Annotated in this window: 17 protein-coding genes and 1 pseudogene; 12 read left to right on the forward strand and 6 right to left on the reverse strand. The window is 43.4% G+C overall.

The genetic code is table 11. The annotated features are described in order from the left end of the window. Positions 1-34: 34 nt before the first annotated feature. From V5G28_RS34315 to V5G28_RS34335, 5 genes are all read left to right on the forward strand, one after another. A complete protein-coding gene (locus V5G28_RS34315) occupies positions 35-1120 on the forward strand; it encodes an RNA-guided endonuclease InsQ/TnpB family protein (RefSeq protein ID WP_332995970.1) in 1086 nt (361 codons plus the stop codon). Positions 1121-1252: 132 nt separating this feature from the next. Further along, complete coding sequence (locus tag V5G28_RS34320; protein ID WP_332996281.1) at positions 1253-2503, forward strand: DUF4336 domain-containing protein; 1251 nt, start codon at positions 1253-1255, stop codon at positions 2501-2503. A 160-nt stretch (positions 2504-2663) separates the two neighbouring features. Beyond that, on the forward strand, positions 2664-2981 hold the full coding sequence (locus V5G28_RS34325) for a hypothetical protein (protein WP_332995972.1): 318 nt from the start codon (positions 2664-2666) through the stop codon (positions 2979-2981). A gap of 29 nt (positions 2982-3010) precedes the next feature. Then, positions 3011-3766, forward strand: coding sequence for an ATP-grasp domain-containing protein (locus V5G28_RS34330; protein WP_332995974.1), 756 nt, complete (start codon positions 3011-3013; stop codon positions 3764-3766). 244 nt (positions 3767-4010) lie between these two features. Then, positions 4011-4592 (forward strand): hypothetical protein, encoded by a 582-nt coding sequence (locus V5G28_RS34335; RefSeq protein WP_096561254.1) that lies wholly within the window; start codon positions 4011-4013, stop codon positions 4590-4592. A 118-nt stretch (positions 4593-4710) separates the two neighbouring features. Here the strand turns inward: V5G28_RS34335 and V5G28_RS34340 are convergent, their stop codons facing one another. Further along, on the reverse strand, positions 4711-5844 hold the full coding sequence (locus tag V5G28_RS34340; RefSeq protein WP_332995977.1) for an acyltransferase family protein: 1134 nt from the start codon (positions 5842-5844) through the stop codon (positions 4711-4713). Between the two features lie 165 nt (positions 5845-6009). Between V5G28_RS34340 and V5G28_RS34345 the strand changes: the two genes are divergently transcribed. Then, positions 6010-6468 carry a peroxiredoxin gene (locus V5G28_RS34345; RefSeq protein WP_096561252.1) on the forward strand — a complete coding sequence of 153 codons (459 nt, stop codon included), beginning with the start codon at positions 6010-6012 and terminating at the stop codon, positions 6466-6468. A 124-nt stretch (positions 6469-6592) separates the two neighbouring features. On the opposite strand, the gene hpf is transcribed toward V5G28_RS34345, so the two are convergent. Further along, positions 6593-7249 carry a ribosome hibernation-promoting factor, HPF/YfiA family gene (hpf, locus tag V5G28_RS34350; RefSeq protein WP_096561251.1) on the reverse strand — a complete coding sequence of 219 codons (657 nt, stop codon included), beginning with the start codon at positions 7247-7249 and terminating at the stop codon, positions 6593-6595. A 268-nt stretch (positions 7250-7517) separates the two neighbouring features. Next, a complete protein-coding gene (locus V5G28_RS34355) occupies positions 7518-7676 on the reverse strand; it encodes a hypothetical protein (protein ID WP_336231536.1) in 159 nt (52 codons plus the stop codon). Between the two features lie 242 nt (positions 7677-7918). Here V5G28_RS34355 and lipB point away from each other — a divergent pair, with 242 nt between their 5' ends. After that, positions 7919-8572, forward strand: a complete 654-nt coding sequence (gene lipB, locus V5G28_RS34360) for a lipoyl(octanoyl) transferase LipB (protein WP_332995982.1) — start codon at positions 7919-7921, stop codon at positions 8570-8572. A gap of 527 nt (positions 8573-9099) precedes the next feature. Here the strand turns inward: lipB and ligA are convergent. The 3 genes from ligA to V5G28_RS34375 all read right to left on the reverse strand — a co-directional run bounded on the left by ligA (position 9100) and on the right by V5G28_RS34375 (position 13604). Next, complete coding sequence (ligA, locus tag V5G28_RS34365; RefSeq protein ID WP_332996283.1) at positions 9100-11157, reverse strand: NAD-dependent DNA ligase LigA; 2058 nt, start codon at positions 11155-11157, stop codon at positions 9100-9102. A 481-nt stretch (positions 11158-11638) separates the two neighbouring features. Further along, positions 11639-12745, reverse strand: coding sequence for a glutamate--cysteine ligase (locus V5G28_RS34370; RefSeq protein ID WP_332995984.1), 1107 nt, complete (start codon positions 12743-12745; stop codon positions 11639-11641). 40 nt (positions 12746-12785) lie between these two features. Beyond that, positions 12786-13604 (reverse strand): class I SAM-dependent methyltransferase, encoded by an 819-nt coding sequence (locus tag V5G28_RS34375; RefSeq protein ID WP_096561248.1) that lies wholly within the window; start codon positions 13602-13604, stop codon positions 12786-12788. Positions 13605-13887: 283 nt separating this feature from the next. Here V5G28_RS34375 and V5G28_RS34380 point away from each other — a divergent pair, with 283 nt between their 5' ends. The 5 genes and pseudogenes from V5G28_RS34380 to V5G28_RS34400 all read left to right on the forward strand — a co-directional run bounded on the left by V5G28_RS34380 (position 13888) and on the right by V5G28_RS34400 (position 22465). Next, a complete protein-coding gene (locus V5G28_RS34380) occupies positions 13888-14580 on the forward strand; it encodes a Mo-dependent nitrogenase C-terminal domain-containing protein (protein WP_332995988.1) in 693 nt (230 codons plus the stop codon). Positions 14581-14626: 46 nt separating this feature from the next. Further along, a pseudogene (locus V5G28_RS34385) lies at positions 14627-14992 on the forward strand (four helix bundle protein); the annotation flags it as partial. A 58-nt stretch (positions 14993-15050) separates the two neighbouring features. Next, entirely contained in the window at positions 15051-16079 is a 1029-nt protein-coding gene (gene obgE / locus V5G28_RS34390) for a GTPase ObgE (RefSeq protein ID WP_332995990.1), read from the forward strand. 510 nt (positions 16080-16589) lie between these two features. Then, positions 16590-20342 carry an MHYT domain-containing protein gene (locus V5G28_RS34395; RefSeq protein WP_332995992.1) on the forward strand — a complete coding sequence of 1251 codons (3753 nt, stop codon included), beginning with the start codon at positions 16590-16592 and terminating at the stop codon, positions 20340-20342. Between the two features lie 812 nt (positions 20343-21154). After that, positions 21155-22465 carry a serine hydrolase gene (locus V5G28_RS34400; protein WP_332995995.1) on the forward strand — a complete coding sequence of 437 codons (1311 nt, stop codon included), beginning with the start codon at positions 21155-21157 and terminating at the stop codon, positions 22463-22465. Positions 22466-22499: the final 34 nt, after the last annotated feature.

The following is a 22499-nucleotide window of genomic DNA, read 5'->3' on the forward strand; positions in this document are numbered from 1 at the left end:
GTATACTAGATATGATAACCATTAGACAACTACCGTGTTATTGGGTTTCAAAACAGAATTAAAACTAAATAACCAACAGCGCACAGCAGTCCGGAAGCATTGTGGTGTAGCCCGTCATGCCTGGAACTGGGGACTCGCGTTAACAAAACAGATATTGGATCACAACAATGCCTTACCCGATTCTAAGATTAAGTTTCCTAGTGCTATTGACCTACACAAATGGCTCGTAGCACTAGTGAAATCTGAAAATGAATGGTACTACGAGTGCAGTAAGTCTACACCACAACAAGCATTAATGGCTCTGCGGGAATCTTGGAAACGTTGCTTTAACAAAACTGCTGGCGTTCCCAAATTCAAGAAGAAAGGCAAGCGTGACTCTTTCACGCTGGAGGGAACAGTCAAAATCTTAGGCAGTAACAAAATTCAAGTACCATGTATTGGTGTTCTCAAAACTTATGAACGACTACCGCAGGTACTAACCAAATCAGTTACAATCAGCCGACAAGCTGATAGATGGTTTATCAGTTTTAGATTTGATGTAGAAGCTCAAAAATCCAAATACACAGACGTTGTAGGCGTTGATCTTGGTGTTAAAACCCTGGCTACACTCTCAACAGGTGAAGTCATTCCGGGTGCTAAATCCTACAAAAGATACGAGGCAAAGTTATCAAGAATGCAGTGGTTGAACCGCCATAAAGTCATCGGTTCAAACAACTGGAGAAAAGCGAGTGTGGAGATTGCCAGATTGCATAGAAAGATAGCTAACATCCGAAAAGATACGTTGCACCAAACTACTACACTGCTTGCTAAGAACCACGGCACGATAGTGATAGAAGACCTCAATGTGTCTGGCATGATGGCTAATCAACGCTTGTCTAAGGCAATCGCTGATATGAGTTTTTTCGAGTTCCGTAGACAGTTGACCTACAAGTGCAAACTGTATGGCTCAAACTTAGTTGTGGTTGACCGTTGGTTTCCTAGTTCCAAGACCTGTTCTAACTGTGGAACCAAAAAAGAAACACTGACTTTAGATGAGCGAGTATTTCATTGTAACAGGTGCGGATTTGTCATCGACAGAGACTTGAACGCTGCAATTAATTTGAGTAAAGCTGTTAGTTAGACAGTGTTAGCCTGTGGACTGGCTGAAGCCGACTTCTCCAGGTTGAAGCAGGAATTAAACGAACCTCAAAGTGATAAGCAATGGATATTGTTGAGTAGCTTTGAGTAGGCTTTATATAACGGTAGAAGGATGATGAACTCACACGAACGTGACTCGAGGGTACAGCCACAAGAACAATCGATGCATTCTTTCACCGATCCGAGAGATTGGTCGTGGTCGTTTTGGCCTGCTGTACCACTTTACCCCTACAACAAGCGGCGGACAGTTCGCAGGGAAATAGTTAAGGACACTATCTGGACATTCGATCAGCTTCAAGGCATCCTCTACACCATCGTGCCAATTCGTATGACCGTGGTAAAGCTCGTTGCAGGCGGTCTCCTCGTCTATGCACCCGTTGCTGCGACGACCGAGTGTATCCGCCTGGTTAACGAGTTGGTGGCAAAGCATGGTGAGGTTAAGTACATTATCCTGCCAACCAGTTCTGGACTGGAGCATAAGGTCTTCGTTGGTCCTTTCGCCAGACGGTTTCCACAAGCGCAGGTTTTTGTTGCTCCGCACCAGTGGAGCTTCCCATTCAACCTACCGCTGAGTTGGCTTGGCTTTCCTCAAAAACGGACTCAGGTGCTTCCAGAGGACAGCAGACAAGCTCCTTTTGCTGATGAGTTTGACTACGCGGTGCTGGACATCAACTTGGGACGGGGTTCTTTTGCAGAAGTAGCAGTCTTGCATAAGCGATCGCGCACTTTACTTGTGACTGATTCTGTGCTAAGTGTGCCAGAAGAACCACCCGCGATCATCCAATTAGATCCGTACCCCTTGCTGTTTCATGCCAGGGAGAATGCCGTGGAAGTCATCGAGGACAACGAGGCAAACCGTCGCAAGGGATGGCAACGCATCTGTTTGTTTGCGATTTACTTGCGTCCAAGTGTGTTGGAGACAGCTGGAGTGGGGCAGACGTTACGCGATGCTCTCAAAGCACCGAATAAGTCTCCAAAAGCATACTTTGGTTTATTTCCGTTTCGATGGAAAGAAAATTGGCACCAGTCATTTGATGCCCTACGAGGAAATGGGCGTCCATTTGTGGCACCGATTCTGCAAACCCTTATTCTTCCCCAGGCACCAACACAAGTGCTCAACTGGGCTGATAAGGTTGCAACTTGGGATTTTGGGCGGATTATTTCCTGTCACTTTGACTCGCCAATTCCGACGAGTCCACATGAATTCCGGCAAGCATTTGCTTTCCTTGAGAAGAACTCGGGAACTGAGAATCTATCTAGAAGCTTAAACCAGCCCCTGCTTGAGGAAGATTTAAGATTCATCAGGGAACTTGAGGCAAATCTGATCCAGCGGGGTATCGCGACACCACCTAGAGAGAAGCTTTGAGGTGTCCGGGCGAAAATAGGTTCTTCAAGGGCAGATACCATCACATTATTTCAATATCTATCTAAAGATATATTTTTCTTATTTTTATCTGATGAGATTATAATCTCAAGTTTGCCATATTTCGTCAGTTTTCAGTTAACCTAACAATACCGATTGAAAAGTGACTCACTATAAAATTTTCAACCATGACATCATGGTCTGCACCCATGAGTCTGTGATAGGTAATCATCTTTATTCTGGTAGGGTGCTAGGTTTGACTGACCCAGAGGATATTATTCAGTTGCACCCAGATTTAAAATCACAATGGAATATTATTACCGAACACTATGGACGGATAGGTTTAAGCCATAGCAAAAATGTCATCTGGGATGTCTCGCTGAGAGTCTTGGAAGACTATCCTAACCATAACGTTTCCCTTTTTTCTTCGGCAATACTGCAAGCAAAGCCGATTGTGATGAAGATTGGTTTTCCCAGCTAGATTCCGACTGGTTGAACGCGGTTAAGTTTATGAACTGCAAGAACAACTTTATAAAGCTTGCACAAGAGCTGGGAGTTAGCGTTCCTCTAACGTTTTGTTTTCAAAACAAGGCTGCTATCAAAGATTTATCTGAGTTTCCCTATCCGTGTTATTTCAAGCCTACCATTTCCGTTGATGGTGCCGGGATTAGCCGATGTGAAAACCAACAAGAGCTTTCCAAAATTCTGAAAACGTTTCCCGATGAAATACCTTTGCAAATCCAGGAGGAAGTCACAGCTTCCTCCTTTTTAAATTTGCAATACTGTGTTGAAGCTTCAAAGCTTCAACGTCTCGCCGTAACTTCTCAAATACTTGATGGCTACGCCCATATAGGCAATCGCTATCCCAGTACGCATCAACCTTGGGAAACTGTTGAACCAATAGCCGAATGGATGGCGCAACGTGGAATGAAAGAGGTCTTTGCTTTTGATGTTGCTGTCGTGGAAGATGCAACACAAACGCGTTATCTGGCGATCGAGTGCAATCCACGCTTTAATGGCGCATCATATCCCACAGGTATTGCTAAGAAGCTTAATATGCTCAGCTGGACCTGCGAAACCTTCAAGACGCGATATTGCTCACTCGAAAACCTTGATTTGAGTGAAATTGAGTTTAATCCTGAAAGCAATACGGGTGTTGTGCTGGTCAACTGGGGGACTATTCTGGTTGGAAAAATTAGTATCTTGCTTGCTGGAACTGTCCAAAAGCAGAATGAACTGAGAGCCTATTTGAAACAGCGATTTTGAGCAGGCGAGATACTCCCTGTACTGCTTATAGGATAGGGCGGGTAGTGAGAGCGATCGCCCAAGGGGCAGTGCGCTCCGCGCAATCGCTACTGGTATTTATCTGGGCTTGATATTAGATGTTGCTTCGATTGAGAAACAATACGAGTCTCTTGCCATGCTGATTTTAATAAAAATTTAAGCTTTTTTGGAGCAAAAGCCATTATTGTCTTTAGGGACTCTAATCACATCAAATACAGGGGCAGTGATGATAACTCGTAAAACTTTCACGGTGTTGACAATTTGTGCTTTGTCAGCGCTCACCATTGCGGATGCCCTTTTCCCACGTTTCGCAGAGGCTCAACTCGTGACGGATGCAAGTCATAACCAAACCGATTGTCCTAAATCAATCGTCGGTACATACTCTGTGAGAACCTTTCTTAATGGCGATTTTGTAGGACGTAGGGTGATAACGCTAACCCAAGACGGCAACTTTTTTGCCATTGACTCGAACCAAGGCGGTAATCAGGGCGTACCCAGCGCCGCTCAGTCCTTCCCCAACAATCGTTTCACCAGTGGACAAGGCGTTTGGAAGTGTACTGAAAAGGGAGAAATTACCGCCACGGCACTCAACTTCAATTTTCCTTCTCCGGAAAGCGCACAGCCCGTCACGACTGGTCGAGCCGATTATCGTGCGACGTTTAATCCAAAGACTCAGACATTGCAAGGGACATTTGAAATTCGTACCTTCGACCTAAGCCAAAATCCCCTAGACGATAATGTTCCGGTGGGCGAGGGTGAGCCGTTCAGGTTCACTTTCACTGGGGAACGCCTCACTATCCGCAAGTAGCAACTAGCAGCACCCCATCAACTACATCACTTTCTGCTGACAAGTGGTGAAATTCTTTATCTGAGATCATATAAACAACAGTGTAACTCTTGCTTTATGCCACCAAACTCCCTGAACCTCAAACCTTGAAAAACCATCGTCGCTGATACATTCCATAAGCAACTGCTACCAACACTAATACAGTGACTATGGCGAACAATAAAGAACCATTCACCGCACCAGCCCAAGATGCAAACAGATTTTGGTAAATCCAATTGTAGGTGCTGGGAGCATTCTCCCCAGATCCAACTTTGGTTCTCACCAAGATTTTAATCAGCAGTGCAGAAGCAACGAAAAGGGAGATAGCATTTAATCCCATCACTTCAAAGGGTTTACTCCAGCGCCGCACCCGTCGCACTTCAATAAGTTCGTAACAAGCTGCAAGTAACAATAATGCCCAACCACTAACGAAAACTACATAAGAACTCGTCCACAGCTTTTTGTTGATCGGGAACGCCCAGCCCCATGCCCAACCAATAATTAAGCAACCAATACCAAATAATACTAAACCTATGCTTGTACGAGATTTGACTGGCTGAGCGCGTATCCATTGTCCGGCAAAATACCCAGCTAGCACACTAACAATAGCGGGAATCGTGCTAAAAAGTCCCTCTGGATCTCCCAAATTATTGAACCCATCACCCTTATAAAGATGTGCTTGAGGAATGATCAAGCGGTCTACATAAGCACCTAAATTCCCCTCCCGCGTCAGCACTCCAGCACCATAACCGGGAACTGGCACATACATCATTGCTAACCAGTAACCGATGAGTAACATTCCCGCCAGTATCCATTGTCCTTTACGCGGAAGGTTGAGAACTGCAACAGAAGCAAGTAAGTATGTCAGGCTGATGCGTTGCAACACTCCCATAAAGCGGATAGTACTCAAATCAAAAGTCCAAGGACCTTTATTCCAAAAGCCATTGAGTAATAACCCCAAAGCAAATAAAATCGCGGCGCGGCGCAAGATACGCCAGTAAACAGGTGCTGTGGGTTTGTTGTCGTCGGTGTACTTTGACAGTGAGAAAGTCATCGCCACACCGATAATAAACAAAAAGAAAGGAAAAACTAAATCAGTTGGTGTGCAGCCGTGCCATTGTGCATGGAGTAGTGGAGGGTAGACATTAGGTTCAGCGATACTCGCCATGTTGACAAGAATCATCGCAGCAATAGTCATGCCGCGAAAAACATCAAGTGAAGTGAGACGACCCATAAGCGGAATTTTGGAGGAAATACTCTAAAGTACTCCACCCTATGCAGGTCATCAAGATAAATTTGTAAAGCAACACACAAGTTAAAATTTTGTTAAGACCAATATTGCATCACGCACTCCACCCACCTGCGATTTTTTTGAATTTAAATTTGGAATTTTAAATCTATGCCAGTCAAAGTAGGAGACACAGCCCCCGATTTCACTTTACCCTCCCAGAACGGTACACCAGTAAGCCTTAATAATTTTCGCGGCAAACCAGTCATCCTGTACTTTTACCCTAAAGATGACACACCAGGATGTACGGCTCAATCGTGTGCCTTTCGCGACCAATATGAGGTATTCCAAACAGCAGGCGCAGAAGTCATCGGTGTGAGTGGCGACTCACCCGAATCTCACCAAAAGTTTGCTGCCAAGTACCAGTTGCCTTTTACGCTTTTAAGCGACAAAGGCGACCAAGTGCGGAAGCAATACGGTGCAACCGCAGCTTTTGGTTTAATCCCTGGTCGTGTGACTTATGTCATTGACCCACAAGGGACTGTGCGATATGTCTTCGACTCAATGTTTAACTTTAAAGGTCACGTTGAGGAAGCACTCAAAACGTTGCAACAACTGCAAACAGTCTAAGTACAGCTAGTCAGAAATTCGTAGCGTTTTAGTTTGTAGTAAGCGCTTTAGCGTTCGCCGTTAGGCGTGTTGCAGGCAAGACAGCGCTTACTACGAACTTTTCGTTCTCAAAATTGATAGACTACTACATCCTATTCTGGAAAGACTTCTCCGGCATAGGAACATAACCATTAGCTGTCTTCCCGTTCTTGCCGTTCTTGCCGTTGGTATGAATATTACGGGGTTGAATCACACCATAACCGCCGTGATTACGTTCGTAAATGACATTGATTTCGCCAGTTTCAGCATTGAGGAACATATAAAAGTCGTGTCCCACCAATTGCAGATGTTCTAGAGCTTCTGCCATAGTCATAGGTGGCATGGCAAAATATTTGCACCGGACAACTTCTTCAGGCAGTTCGGGAGTGCGATCGCCTATTAAATCTGTGACGATTGTCGGTTGGACAATTCCTTCGATTGTCTCTTGGGCGTGTGTTTTCTTCTCTTGACGCCGTTCTTTGTATTTACGCAGCCGACGGGCTATTTTATCTGCCACCAAATCTATGCTGGCGTATAGATTCTCGCTACTCTCTTCCGCACGAATGACACTGCCATTGGCATAAATAGTGACTTCAGCCGCCTGTCTGGGATTAATTCGAGGATTACGAGCTACGCTTAGATGCACATCCACTTCATTTGTGATGTTTTGATAATGATTGACCGCTTTTTCAATCTTTTGATGCACGTAATCCCTAATTGCCTCGGTGATTTCAATATTTTTGCCGTGGATGACAAGCTTCATGTAAACTCTCCCGCTCAATGTATGTAAATTTGGTGTGGATGAAAAGGAAATGCGGTAAGGTCTATCACTGCCGCCACAACCAATCTTGGACAGATTTAGATTAGACTTACTGCTGGTATGACGCCTATGTCAACATTGATTTGACGGTTTCGTAGTCAACGCTTTAGCGCTAAAGCGTTGACTACAAACACATACACATCAACTTTATGTTGACAACCTACTACCTTAAGCCCACCAATGCCGAGCTTTTTCGACGTGTAGCCTGTGTTTATCTACGACGAACTTCTGCTGTGATTCCAATTGGTTGAAAAGCAATTGGATGTCCACGCAGACATCGTAGGTCTTCTCCTTGCTGGAGGCTTAATTGTTTTTCCCAAAATACACAACTCTTTTTGCACTTCTTAATCTTGTATTTTATGTCAACCATTGTTTAGGCGTCATCAGCCAGTCCATCTGTTACTATTTTCTTGGCGTGACGGTTATTGCAGAGAATTCCTCCCAACACCATTGAGGTTATATATTCAAAACTAGCACCTTGTATTTTGCAAAACCGATTCCCTTGACTTTCCTTTAAAATCCTTTGCAAAGCTTGACATTCTTTGACTCATATTAGTCATATGCGATACACTTTGCTCTCTATTCTGATTCAGTTTTTCCTTAATTCGTAATATGTCTTTGCACAATCGCCGATGTTTGTTATATAACCAGGGAGTGATACCATACTCAGATGCACTCTTGTGGCAGCGCACTCTCCTAGCTGAGCGCATCAAAAACCCCAGCCTAGAGGACGTGCTAATATTGTTAGAACATCCGCCCGTATATACTTTGGGACAAGGAGCCAGTTCAGAATTTCTCAAATTTGACTCCACGAAAACTATGTATGAAGTCCATCGAGTTGAACGTGGCGGCGAAGTTACATACCACTGTCCCGGTCAACTGGTGGGATATCCAATTTTAAATTTGCAACGTTACCGTAAAGACCTCCACTGGTACTTGCGCCAACTAGAAGAAGTATTAATTTGTACACTTAAAATCTATGGATTACAGGGAGAGCGCAATCCCGGTTTCACGGGTGTTTGGTTAGAAGGGCATAAAGTCGCTGCTATTGGGATTAAAGTCAGCCGTTGGATTACGATGCACGGCTTTGCATTAAATGTCTGCCCTGACATGACAGGATTTGAGCACATTGTACCCTGCGGTATTGCTGATAAGCCAGTAGGCAGTTTAGCGCAATGGATTCCTGACATTTCCTTGTTAGAGGTACGCTCTCACGTAGCGCAGTGCTTTGCAGAAGTTTTTGATGTGGAACTAGTCGCTGGGTGAAACTATAGAGTAAACGCTGCCTGTCATCCTACTGGAGAGGGAGTTTATTTAGGGAATAAAAAAGATATCCAGCAGGTAGAAGCTGTTGCCAAAGAATTCCCTATGACAGAAGAAGAGAGAAGAGAATTCGGCATTTTTTAGAAGATGAGAAAGCCATTGGTAATATCATGTCCGAATGAACACTTATAAAAAACGAAGAACCTCACCCGCCTTCGGCACCCTCTCCTTATTAAGGAGAGGGTTATGGATATAAATTAATATTGCTCCCAAATAGTGAAGACAATGTTGACTTACTTTACTGGGAAATGTTCACTCCTTATCAGATGGTTCTCAAGGTTGATCCTGGTGCAAGATGGTCTTATATTAGTTCCAACAGTAGAGCGAATGTTTACTCGTAGGTTGGGTGGCACTTTTCTAGAAAAGCTTAATAGCGGTTCTCACTTTTTTATAGTAGGAGAAAAGCAGACTTTCAAGACAAGTCTTTTCCTCTCCTCCTCTGCGTCCTTGGCGTCTTGGCGGTTCGTTAGTTAATCCTGCAACATCTCCAACAACTGTTCTTCACTCAACTGCGAAACACCTAACTCTTGCGCCTTTACCAACTTAGAACCAGCATCTTCGCCTGTAACCAAATAATCTGTTTTCTTACTCACAGAATCCGTCACCTTACCACCAGCTTTTTGAATCAACGCCTTTGCTTCATCCCGCCTCAACGTAGGAAGTGTACCAGTAATCACAAAAGTTTTACCAGCCAACTTTTGCTGACTCTGACTCACCGATGTTTCTTCCACTGCACTCGCAAATTGCAACCCAGCATCTTGCAAGCGAGAAATCAAAGTTTGATTCGCACTAATACGGAACCACTGGTGTACAGATTGGGCAATTTCCTCACCGATACCGTGAACAGTTTCAATATCCGCTTGCGTTGCTTGCGCCAACTGTTCCACCATAGGAAACTTCTGTGTCAACAATTGAGCATTCACGCTACCAACGTGACGAATACCCAAACCATACAACACCCGTGACCACGGTTGGTTTTTCGATTGGGCGATCGCCTCCACCAACTTCTGTGCCGACTTTTTCCCCATTCGTTCCAATGCATACAACTTGTCTTCTGTCAAATCGTATAAATCGGCAACAGAATGCACCACTCCTCTATCTACAAGTTGATGCACCAGCTTTTCGCCCATACCCTTGATATCCAAAGCATCGCGACTCACCCAATGCTCGATCGCTCCCTTAAGAATAGCTGGACAAGAAGCATTGACGCAGCGAGTCACCGCCTCCCCCATCTCCCTAACCACAGGTTGACCGCAAACCGGACACTGGGAGGGCATGACAAAGGGGTTGGTATGATCAGGACGGAGTTCTTTAAGTACCTGCACCACTTCCGGAATAATTTCCCCAGCTTTGCGAACAATAACTGTATCGCCAATGCGGATATCTAATTGAGCAACGCGGTCAGCATTATGTAAAGTAGCACGGGAAACCGTTGTTCCTGCAAGTTGCACCGGACGCATTTCTGCAAGTGGAGTCAGCGCCCCGGTTCTTCCCACATTCACAGCAATATTTTCCACGCGCGTGGGTGCTTCTTCTGCTGCATACTTCAGCGCGATCGCCCAACGAGGAAACTTTTGCGTAAACCCCAGCTGTTCCTGAAGCTTAAAAGAATTCAGCTTCACTACCACCCCATCTGTCATGTAGGGCAAATTCAATCTTTCCGTGTCCCAGTATTCGTAATACTCGGCAACCTCTTGTAGAGAAGGACACAGTTTGTGGTTAGGGTTGACGCGAAATCCCATCTTTTGTAACAGTTCCAGCGCTTCCCACTGAGTATTAGCAATACTAGCATCATCCAACCCTGGAATGTGCAGCGTGTAAGCAAAGAAATCTAAGCGCCGTCGGGCGACAATTTTGGAGTCCAGTTGTCTAAGGGTTCCCGCTGCAGCGTTTCGAGGATTGGCAAAAACTGCTTCACCTGCTTTTTGCCTTTCCTCATTAATTTGTTTAAACACTTCCAAGGGCAAAAACGCCTCACCCCGCACCTCTACCCTGTCTGGGAGAGAGTTTGCATCCAACGTCTCTACATTTAACCGCAAGGGAATTGAGCGAATTGTCCGCACATTTTGGGTGATGTCTTCACCCATAACTCCATCACCTCTGGTTGCACCTCTTACGAGAACACCGTTTTCATATGTCAGTGCTAAGGCAGAACCATCAATTTTCAACTCGCAGACATACTCCACTTCACCAACGTTCGGTGCTTGTCGCCGCCAACGTTGCTCCCATGCTTTTAATTCTTCAATGTTAAACGCATTTTCTAAACTATATAGTGGAATATTATGACGTACCGAGATAAATTGGGTTGCTGGTCTTTCTCCGACTCGTTGAGTCGGGCTATCAGGTGTTACCAATTCTGGATACTGATTTTCCAGCTGTTGCAATTCTCGATACAGCTGGTCGTACACTGCGTCCTCCATGATGGGTGAATCGAGGACGTAGTAGGCGTAGCTAGCTTTTTGTAGTAGTTGTCTCAGTTCTTGAACACGCTGTTTGGCTTCTGTGTTTGTCGCTTGCACCAAATTCATCTCCATTAATCAATAGCGACTAGATATCAGCCGTCTGCCTTTTTAGGGATTGATATCATGTTCGCTTAATTACCCATAATAAAACTTGTTTGTAGTAAGGACTTCGGTCCTTGCTTTGTCGGTAAAGAGGACTAAAGCCCCACTACGAATTTATTAGGGTTATATCACCGCACATGATATGAGTTACTCCTGTCACGCTCGAAGATTACCTATTAACGAACCGCCAAGACGCCAAGAACGCCAAGGAAAAGATAAGTAATCTTGTACCGGGAAGGGAGTAGTTGGCAAGTCACCCCAACACCCAAAAAGCTGACAGCTGGTAGCTAGTAGCTAATAGCTTAATCAAATTTAACAAGCATCGTCCTCTACTTCCTAGCAGAAGCACGTTCTACCTTTGAGAATTCTTGTAGGGTGGGGTGGACAGTCCGCGCATCAACAGTTATCAGTCAACAGTTAATAACTGATAACTGCTTGAAAAGCGCTAGAAATGTGCTGAATAAGTCTGTTTCAGTACCTGTTCTATCACACCTACTCTCTTGTAAACCTCAATCAATTCATGCGCCGGGGTTCTTCGCTTTTGCAGAAGAATTTTAAGCGGCGCTAACAAATGAACATCTGGATCGTCCGCAAGCGCAACTTCAGCTGCTTGCAAAACTTGGGTGGCGATCGCAAAAATATCTTCGTTGTCAAATCCTTCTTGCGCCGAGAGTTGGTGCAAAGCGACATCGGGTGTCGTTGCTCTACCCATCAGGGATTGGTCTAAAATAAGACCTTTCAACAAGGTTAATAAACTAGCATAAATAGAAAAATCAGCACAACTATCAAACGCCTTAAATTCGATACGACCTACTTCTGCTGGGAGACGTGCTATTTTCGTCAATGAAGGAACACTCTTAATCAGTTGTTCTTGTTTCTCCACAAAAACCAGCGTTGCTGGTCTTTTTCCAGTTCTAATAAACGTTCGTACTGACAGTCCTTGCCACAACTTGCCTTTATAAAAAGGAGAACTATAACTGAAAGGAACGATGTAGGGACTGTAATAAGTCAGCTTTCTGCCAATATCAATTAGATGTTCAACAGGCAAGTCAGCTACTGAAATATTTAAATCTGGTCCATATGTCACCATGTGAATGTTGGCAGTTTGCTCTTCCGGATCACCCTGTAATTGTCTTATTTCATAATCATTTAATGGTGGATCAGGCTGATAAACAGTACGGTACGGATTAAAACTAACTAAAATCGGCGAAAAACCAAATTGTGCAGCAACCTCACACAGCAGATGAAAGCTTTCTGATAATTCAGCAATAGTGCTTTGAATGTTAGAGTGTATAGTTGTTCTGATTTCGATGCCTTTAGGAACACAATCAATAACTTGTTCGGAATCTGCAAAACGTTCAAATCCCTCAATATACCATCTTTTTTTCCTAATTCCCGCATCTCCAAGACGCAGTTGAAGATAGTCATTGGGATACATGGGAAGTTGTTTAACAATTTGATGGAAATCATCAAATTTTGTACAGGAAAAATCAGCAAATTTCCCTTCTTGATTTAGGAAAGCCACTTCATGCTCGATACCGAAATAGAACATTATGATGTATGCCCCTGTGTAAAGTTTAAATGACTTGAATTCAACCTAATTTCACTAAAGCCAAGCGATAGGAATTTCGTAGGGGAGGGATATACGAAAATAGCAAGCGACTTATCAGGGAAAAACGTTGCAGATATTTAGCTGGCAAATCTCCAAACGTACACGTTTCCATCACTTGATATCGAAAGTCCCACTTTTTAATCTGGCGAATATCTGAGATACTCCAAACCAACTTTGCTGAGGTGTGTTTGAGTGTTCCATGTCTTTTTTGATTCTTTACAAATAATCGAGATACAGAATCAAAGGCAAACCAAGAACCTGGAAAATGCTCCAAAAGATTGGCGAACAACTGCTTGACCTGTTGTTCGTTAAAATACATTAATACCCCTTCTGCGACAAACAGACAAGGTTCTGCACTCACGGCTTTTACATTCGCTATCCAGTCTGTTTCTAAAGCAGAAGCAGTGATAAACTTACGCCGTTCGGTTTCTTCAAAAAACTGCTTTCTCAGTCTCATTGAATCTGGCAAGTCTAAATCAAACCAGCGGACTTCGCCGTTATCCACTCGTTCAAAGCGCGTGTTCAGTCCTGCACCAATCTCGACAACTGAACCTTGGGGATGCTGTTTGAGGTAGGTGCCTACCCAGTTGTCAATAATCATCCCTCGCAAACAGCAGCCTACTTGAGACCCTTTTGCAGTAGCCAATTTATCAAAATCGTAATCAATTGCCTCAAGTATCTCAGCTGATTTGGAGTCGCAGATAATGGGGTCAGGTTGCTGTAGTTCAGCAGCTCTTGCCCAAAGGGTAAGGAGTAGTGTTTCTTGTACGATGCCTAAGTCAACTTTGGTTTTTGTCATCAACACCTCGACAGAATTGTTTGATTTGCTGTTTGTTGTTATAAGTAGAAAAAATTTTCAATACTCCCTTCAGACGGATTGTACCGCAAGTCAGTACTGAGTGCTAAGTAGGGTACGCAAAACAGTGCAGAGTGTTGAGTACTAAGTGCTAAGTTATGGAAAAAATGGCTCAAAACTTATTGCTCATTACTTAGGAATCTTAAAGGCTTTGGCAATAAGCACCACAGTTTGTCATCTAACCGCAGGTTAATATAGACATGAGAGTTGCTTGAGGCATGAGTTTATGACAAGTGCTGTGAAATCTCCTTATACCAGCGAACAAATTGCCGCTTGGCTACGTGGACTACTCACCATTGCTTGGGCTGATGGTGACTTCGATGCCCAAGAACAGGAATTAATTGCCACCATCACCGAAGATGACCTGGCTCCTGGCATCAAAATAGAGTCATTAGACCCAATAGAACCAGAGGAATTAGCCGCTGTTTTGGGGAAAGGGACAAAAACAGCAGAAAATTTCTTACGCACAGCAGTTATGGTCGCGATCGCAGACGGTACATATTCTTCTAGCGAGGACTATCTGCTGCACCAGTTGTGCCAAGCCCTAGAACAGCCAGAGGATCTCTTAGAAGCCCTCCGTCACACCGTCGAACACCCACAGCCGCAGGTTTCCGGAACGACCACTCCAATTCCCTTACAACCTACACCAACAAAGCGTCAAATTGATGCACTGCGCCCTATGCGCGACTGGCTTGACAAGCTAGACATCCAAGACCCCAGAGTTGCTCGTTTTTTATGTAAGATGATACCTAATCAGTGTCCCTTCGAGCGTGATGTCACCCTGTTCAAACGCAAAATTGTTCACATCCCCCCGTTGTGCAAACTCAACCCACTGTATGAACAACTTGTGGGCTTACGTTTCCGCGCCCTATCCTATCTTGCAGATGACTGTGGTGAGGATGTTTCGCCATATATTTAGTTAGTAGTCATTAGTCATTAGTCATTGGTAAAGATGGAAAATGTGAAGTAGGAGGTTTCAAGAATTACGGGTTTATCAATTGGCAGAACGATTAGCTGATGACATCTGGAAAATTGTTGGTGAATGGCAGTCATTGCCTAAAGATACAGTAGGCAGACAAATGATCCGTGCAGCAGATAGCATCGGGGCAAACATAGCAGAGGGTGTGGGAAGAGGATCCTATCAAGACAATCGACGATTCGTAAAAATTGCGAGAGGATCTTTATATGAAACTCAGCACTGGCTGAGACGAGCATATAGCCGTAATCTGTTAACAGATGAACAAGTGGATGCACTAAAGCTAATCATCAATGACTTAGCACCTGAATTAAATTCGTACCTTAAGTCAATAGGTAGTATTCCAGAAGACTGATGACTAATGACTAATGACTAATGACTAATGACTAATGACTAATGACTAATGACTAATTATGCAATTTATTGACCAAGCAAAAATTGAAGTTGAAGCAGGAAAGGGAGGCGATGGTATTGTCGCCTTCCGCAGAGAAAAGTACGTACCAGCAGGTGGTCCGGCTGGGGGGAATGGGGGAAAAGGCGGTTCAGTATTGTTAGTTGCTGCACAAAACCTGCAAACGTTGCTTGACTTTAGATATAACCACCGCTTTCAGGCAGAAAACGGTTCTCGTGGGGGACCAAATAATTGCACAGGGGCAAATGGCAAGGATTTGATCATCGAAGTTCCCTGCGGAACCGTTGTTTATAATGCGGAAACTGATGAAATACTAGGTGATTTGGTCGAACCTGGGCAAACTTTGGTGGTTGCTCTTGGCGGTAAAGGTGGACTGGGAAACAAGTATTTCTTAAGTAACCGCAACCGCGCCCCTGAGTACGCCCTCCCAGGACTACCAGGGGAAATCAAGTCACTCCGTTTGGAATTGAAACTCTTAGCGGAGGTAGGGATTATTGGGTTACCAAATGCCGGAAAATCAACTTTGATTTCAGCTTTATCCGCCGCACGTCCCAAAATTGCTGACTACCCGTTTACCACGCTCATTCCAAATTTGGGTGTCGTGCGCAAACCCAGTGGAGATGGCACGGTTTTTGCTGATATTCCTGGACTCATCGAGGGTGCTTCCCAAGGAGCAGGGCTCGGACACGATTTTTTGCGTCACATTGAGCGCACACGCGTACTGCTACATCTGATTGATGCAACTAGTGATGATGTAGTCGCAGATTATAACACAATTCAAGAAGAATTGCAAGCATACGGTCGCGGTTTAGTAGAGCGTCCGCAACTTTTGGCACTGAGTAAAATTGATGCTGTTGATAGGGAAACAAAGGATTTGGAAGCGCTAGCGACACAGCTCAATCACCTCTCCTACTCCCCTGTTTTCCTGATCTCGGCAGTTACGGGTGCTGGTTTGGAACCAATGTTACAGCACGTTTGGTCAATTCTTGAGCAACTTAATGCTCCTGAAGTTAGCGAGAGGATGTTGTAAAGATTCTCTTTTAGTAGAAACACTCTTGACAATACATCTGAGAGAATTACATAACTACTATTACTAATTCTCCATGACTAGGAGCTTTATCCGACACTGCTGTAGTTTCCCCTTATCAAGGCAAGGGGAAACGCCGAAACGGAGATAATTATTAAGCTTATTGTTACAAACAATTGGTATACCTGTGATGGGAAATCACAAAATTAACTTTATACGTGAAATTACGTATTTATTACCGAAATAAAATAGATTTCCTCATCGTTTTATTACTGAAACATCATTGATAAATATAGAGTTTTTACATAATGCAGATGATGTGGAGGATAGGATTTATCTGAGATTGCAGCTGGAAACAAGCATAAATCGAGAAAATAATGTTATTAAATGCTTTCATAAATTCAACAAAATGCCCACTAGGGTATATTGTTGCATGCCTAAAAAATATAAGTATGACACTTCCTAAAAATACCCAGAGCAAATTTCAGTCATCGGTTAGGTGCATAAAAAAATATGTATAGCGAAATGACAGGCACGTATAAATTAGAATTAGTGATACTTTCCTTGGCGATCGCAGTTATTTCCTCGTATACAGCCTTAGACTTATCACGACGAGTGCAGCTTTCTAGCAAATGGAGGCGTTTGTTCTGGCTATTAGGGGGATCTGTAGCTATGGGAACAGGCATTTGGTCAATGCACTTTGTTGCCATGCTCGCTTTTGAATTGCCTCAGCCTGTAAGTTACGATGTATGGATCACTGTGCTTTCTCTGTTATGTGCAGTCCTAGCTTCTGGCATCGGTTTATTCCTACTCTCGCATTTTATTTCAACACCGCTTGTCATTGGTGGTGGCGTTTGTATGGGAGTTGCCATTGCTGGGATGCACTACACAGGCATGGCAGCTATGCGCCTGCAAGCGAAGATTGAGTATGACTTAATTTTAGTCAGTTTGTCAGTTGCCATTGCAATTATTGCCTCTTTTGCAGCTCTTTGGCTAGCGTTTCGACTGCAAAAAAATCAAGACTTGAAAGGGGTAATATGGCAGAAAGTTGGCAGCGCCTTTCTCATGGGAATTGCTATCAGTGGAATGCACTACACTGGAATGTGGGCAACTCACTTTATCGCCTACAAGAATTTATCAAAAGTGGAATCTCCTGTCATAAGTCAGCCCTGGTTGGCTATTGCCATTAGCATTTCGACATTATTCGTCTTAACTTTAGCTTTATTAACTTCTCTATTCGACCAGCATTTAACAGCTCAGTTATTACAACAACAAGCTTTAGAGGAAAGTGAAAAACGCTTTCGGATGCTGATTCGAGAGATGCAAGTGGGAGTCTTGTTGCTCAATTGCGATGGCGAAATTCTGATCAGCAATCAAGCTGCAGAAAATCTCCTCAATCTCGATCCTAAGAATAAACAGCGCCAGGTCTTTGGTGCAGGTTGGTTATTGTTGCGTGAAGATGGTACGCCTCTCCCAGAAAAAGAACGACCTGTGCACAAAGCAATAACCCTACAAAAACCGATTCACAATATAGTCATCGGGATTGAAGATCGCAAAAGCCAACAGCAACGCTGGTTGTTAGTGAATGCAGATCCTCTGATGGCAAATGATGGTAGCGTAGACAGAGTCGTCTGCACTTTTAGCGATATCACTCAAAGAAAGCAAGTTGAAGCGACACTGCAATTGATTGTTGAAGGAACAGCTTATACAACTGGTAATGAATTTTTTCGCTCGTGCGTATGCTATATTGCCCAAGTTTTACAAGTTCGTTACGCTTTTGTCAGTGAGTTTACTAATGAGCTGAAAAGTCAGCTACGTACCCTGGCATTCTGGAATGATGTTGACTTCGGTCAAAATTTCGAGTATAATATAGCCGCTATTACTGATGAACACTGCAAACCAGTCTTTGGCGGAGTTGACGACAACGTTTCAGTGGTTCTACGTAGAGACAAAGATGTCGGCAAATCGAATCTTTACAGTTATTTGCTGCCCCTAGTTGACTCGAACGGGGAGGTTATCGGTTACTTGGTGGTGATGGATGTCAAACCATTAGAGATTGATTTGGGCAAAGAGTCAATTTTACAAATTTTTGCGGCTCGTGCAGGAGCGGAACTAGAACGAAAACTCGCAGAAGAGTTGCTCGCTTCAAGTGCAGAACGAGAAAGAGCAATTGCCTTTGTGATTCAACGGATGCGTCAAACTCTGGAAATCGAGCAAATTTTCAGTGCGACAACGCAAGAGTTGCGACAAGCTTTAAAGTGCGATCGCGTCCTTGTTTATCGCTTTCATCCTGATTGGAGTGGAGAATTTGTCTCCGAGTCAGTAGCAGAAGGTTGGAAAGCACTGATAGGGGAACAAAAAAATCAACCCCAATTGACAGAGGTTGCTGTCAACCAAGACAATTGCGCTATTAAAGGTTTTGGGGATGTAGATAAGATCATACAAGACACCTATCTGTACAACACCCAAGGCGGTATTTACCGTTCTGGCATAAACTATCGCTGCGTTTCGGATATTTACGAGGCTGGTTTTGACTCTTGTTACCTTGAATTATTAGAACAATTTCAAGCAAGGGCTTATCTCACAGTTCCTATCTTTTGTAGCAATGAACTGTGGGGTTTGCTAGGAGTGTATCAAAATTTTGCTCCTCGTTATTGGAAAGAAGCAGAAATAAAAATGGTGGTTCAGATTGGGGCACAGTTGGGAGTGGCAATCCAACAGGCAGAATTGTTAGCACAAACGCAGCAGCAGTCAACCGAACTCAAACAAGCTAAGGAAATCGCTGATAAAGCTAACCGCGCTAAAAGCGAATTTTTAGCAAATATGAGCCACGAACTGAGAACCCCACTCAATGCAATCCTTGGCTTTAGCCAACTGATGAACCGCGACTCCTCGATAAAAGGAGAGCATCAGCAATTCCTGAAAATCATTAATCGTAGTGGCGAACATCTGTTGGAGTTAATTAACGACATTTTACAGATGTCTAAAATTGAAGCAGGACGGATCACACTTAATGAAAATAACTTTGATTTACATCGCTTGCTTGATAGTTTAGAGGGCATGCTCAAACTCAAGGCTCAATCCAAAAGTTTAAACTTAGTCTTTGAGCGTACCCCCGAAGTGCCGCAATATATCAGAACTGATGAAAGTAAACTGCGTCAAGTATTGATTAACTTACTGGATAATGCCATCAAATTTACAGAAATTGGGAGTGTAATTTTGCGGGTGTCGCTCACAGATGGGGCAACAGGGGATATAGACGAAGATACGGAAGAAGGAGGAGTTTTTTCTCCCCCTTACACCTTACAGTTCGAGGTAATAGACACTGGTCCTGGCATTGATCCTGATGAGTTCAATAAATTATTTCAAGCCTTTGGACAAACCACAACTGGGTTAAAATCTGGTCAAGGTACTGGGTTGGGTTTATCCATCACTCAAAAGTTCGTGGAAATCATGGGTGGGCAAATTCAGGTTAGCAGTACCTTGGGGGTTGGAACTCAGTTTACCTTTTTTATTCCAGCGCGTCAGGCAACAGAACCGAAAACACAAACTCTTGAATTCACGAGTCACAAAGTCATAGGTTTAGCTCCCCAGCAACCAAGTTATCGGATTTTAGTTGTCGAGGACAAGCAAACCAACCGTATGCTATTAGTCAAGCTGCTGGACAGCTTAGGCTTTCAAGTACAGCAAGCCACCAACGGTCAAGATGCTCTGACTCTTTGGGAAATATGGCAACCTCACTTGATTTTTATGGATATGCGGATGCCGGTGATGGATGGCTATGAGGCAACTAGATTGATTAAGGCAAGGGAGAAGCAGATGAAACAAATAGTTCCTCATCCTCACCAAACCATCATCATAGCCCTCACGGCAAGCGCCTTTGAAGAAGAAAAACACAAAATATTGACCGCCGGTTGTGACAATGTTTTAAGTAAACCGTTTCAAGAACAAGATTTGCTAGCAGAAATAAGCAAATACTTGGGTGTGCGATATCTTTACCAAAAAGACGCTCCAAATGCAGATATCACTTCACCGATTCATCAGGTTGTTACCAATTCTACTAACTTGGCTGCTGAGATAGCAAGTATGCCTGCTGAGTGGATACAACAGCTTGACAATGCTGCTAGCCAAGGCAATGATTTGCTGATTGTTCAACTTATGGAACAAATTCCAGCAGACAAAGTAGATTTGATCGAGGCTTTGAAAGTTTTGGTTGAAAATTTCGACTTTGAGCAAGTCATAGCACTGACTCAATCAAAAAAATGATCAGCATTTTTGAATCGGCTGAGAACCAATTCAGGGCGGCAGAGGACAGCATTGGTGTCAACTTATATCAGGTTCGGTTGATTACTTATCATTCCTGAAGAACCCCTCCCCCAACCCCAGAGGGAACCCCTAGCCCCCGTAAAGCTACGCTTCACGTCCCCTCCCCGCTTGCGGGGAGGGGATAAAGGCAGGGCTGTTTCATTCCCTAAAAGACCTAAATTTACAAGCGTATCAACAAAAAAAATCAGGTAGTTCAAAAATTTTATTTGCTTATCAGTCTGGCGATGCCTTCGGCAAAGCTGCGCTAACGCACTTAAATTTACAAAGTCGAAGTAGTAATTTTTCGATTCCGGACTCCCTAAAATTTCTGGCTGATACTCTTGACAAAATCCTTAATTGAGCGAATGAAACAGCCCTGCCTTAAAAAGGGGGGAAATTAAATCTTATATCATGTTCGGTTAAAGACTTATAGCGGTAAGAACCCGGAGTAAGGTACACAAAGAAATAATGAACCACAGATGGACACAGATGGACACAGATAAATAATTACTTCATTCAATATTAGCCCCCTTTTTAAGGGGGTGGGGGAGCTAAACGACGGTAAATTGGATATTTGAGCTTGAAGTTGACACGTATGGCAGGGCAGGGCAGCCCACAAAAACTGTATTCAAGGCAAATGAGAACCGCTACAAGTACAGTTGCCTTGATTTTCAAAATCTATCTAAAGTCTTTGGTATAAATTACGCCTTTTTGCTAAAATGCGTCATGTTAACTTTTTTGTCCTTAGAAAAACCAATTAAAAATTAAATAAAATGCCGAAACGGCGTAAATCTCAAATTCTCTCTAACCAATTCTCAAAGCTCAGCTTGGCTAGTATAGTCAATCATGTGACAATTAGATTCACAATTGTAAGTGTATTGATAGCAATTGTGATAACTAAGTATATGGCAGAACAATTTGTAAAACCATCTGCCCAATATTCATTGAAACTATCAAGATCGGCTTCACGTTCTAGTGTCCAAGTTGCTGTTAAATCACCAACTGCACCTTTGCCAACTCCTGCTGTCAAGGTTGCAGCGAAATCACCCGCCCGACAAAAGTTCAAATCACTGACTCCACCTCCACCAGTTCCTGACTGGGCGATCGCCAAGCCACTGCCTATTCCCTCTCGTCAACCAGAAAAACAAGATTCAGAAGTCGTCTACAATCTCAAAAAGCCTCCAAATTTTAAACATTCTCAAGAGTTGCAAGCCATTGTTAACGATGTTGTAGAGCTTGCTACTGATCAAAGTCTGCCTACAAAGCCTTTATCTATTACCCTGATAGATGCTAAAACGAACGAAACAGCCGGATATCAGCAAGATATATCGAGATATCCAGCCAGTGTCATTAAGATGTTTTGGATGGTTGTTTTGTATGCCCAAATAGAAAACGGTATTTGGAAAAATGAAAAAGATTTTGCTCCTTATCTGGCAAAAATGATAAAGGAGTCTGATAATGAGGCTGCTAGCTTTATTCTTGACGAAGTCACAGGGACACGTTCTGAACCAGAACTAAAAAGTGAAAAGTTTAAACTGTGGAAAAACAAACGTCAGCAAGTGAACCGATTTTTCCGACAAGCAGGTTACAAAAATATTAGTATTATTCAAAAAACATTTCCCATTGACTACATTAATCTTCCAGAACCTGAGGGAAGTGAATCGCAACTGCTAGAGGACTCACAAAACTGGAATAGGATAACAACTCAACACGCAGCCAGACTACTATACGAAATTTGTTATGCCGGGCAGGCTGTTTCTGTGCAAGCTAGCAAAAAAATGTGTGAATGGCTAAAAAGAGATTTAAATCCGAAAGTTTGGCGATCGCCAGACTTTTATGATTTCAACCCTGTACGCACCTTTTTTGGTGAGTCTTTACCCCATACTCGTGTTCGTTTACATTCTAAAGCTGGCTGGACTTCTTCTTCTCGCGCAGAAGCGGCTATGGTTGCAACAGAAAATAACAAAGCTACTTATATTTTGGCGATTTTTGCTCAAGACTCGGCATATGCTGATGAGGTAGATATTTTTCCCAAGATGTCTCGTCTTGTCTATAACCGCATGAATTCTCGCAGATCCAAATAACTATGTATATTTTGAAACAAAGCAACAAGTCTCA

It is taken from the genome of Scytonema sp. PRP1, assembly GCF_036697665.2.
In the GTDB taxonomy this organism is placed as follows: domain Bacteria; phylum Cyanobacteriota; class Cyanobacteriia; order Cyanobacteriales; family Nostocaceae; genus Kalymmatonema; species Kalymmatonema gypsitolerans.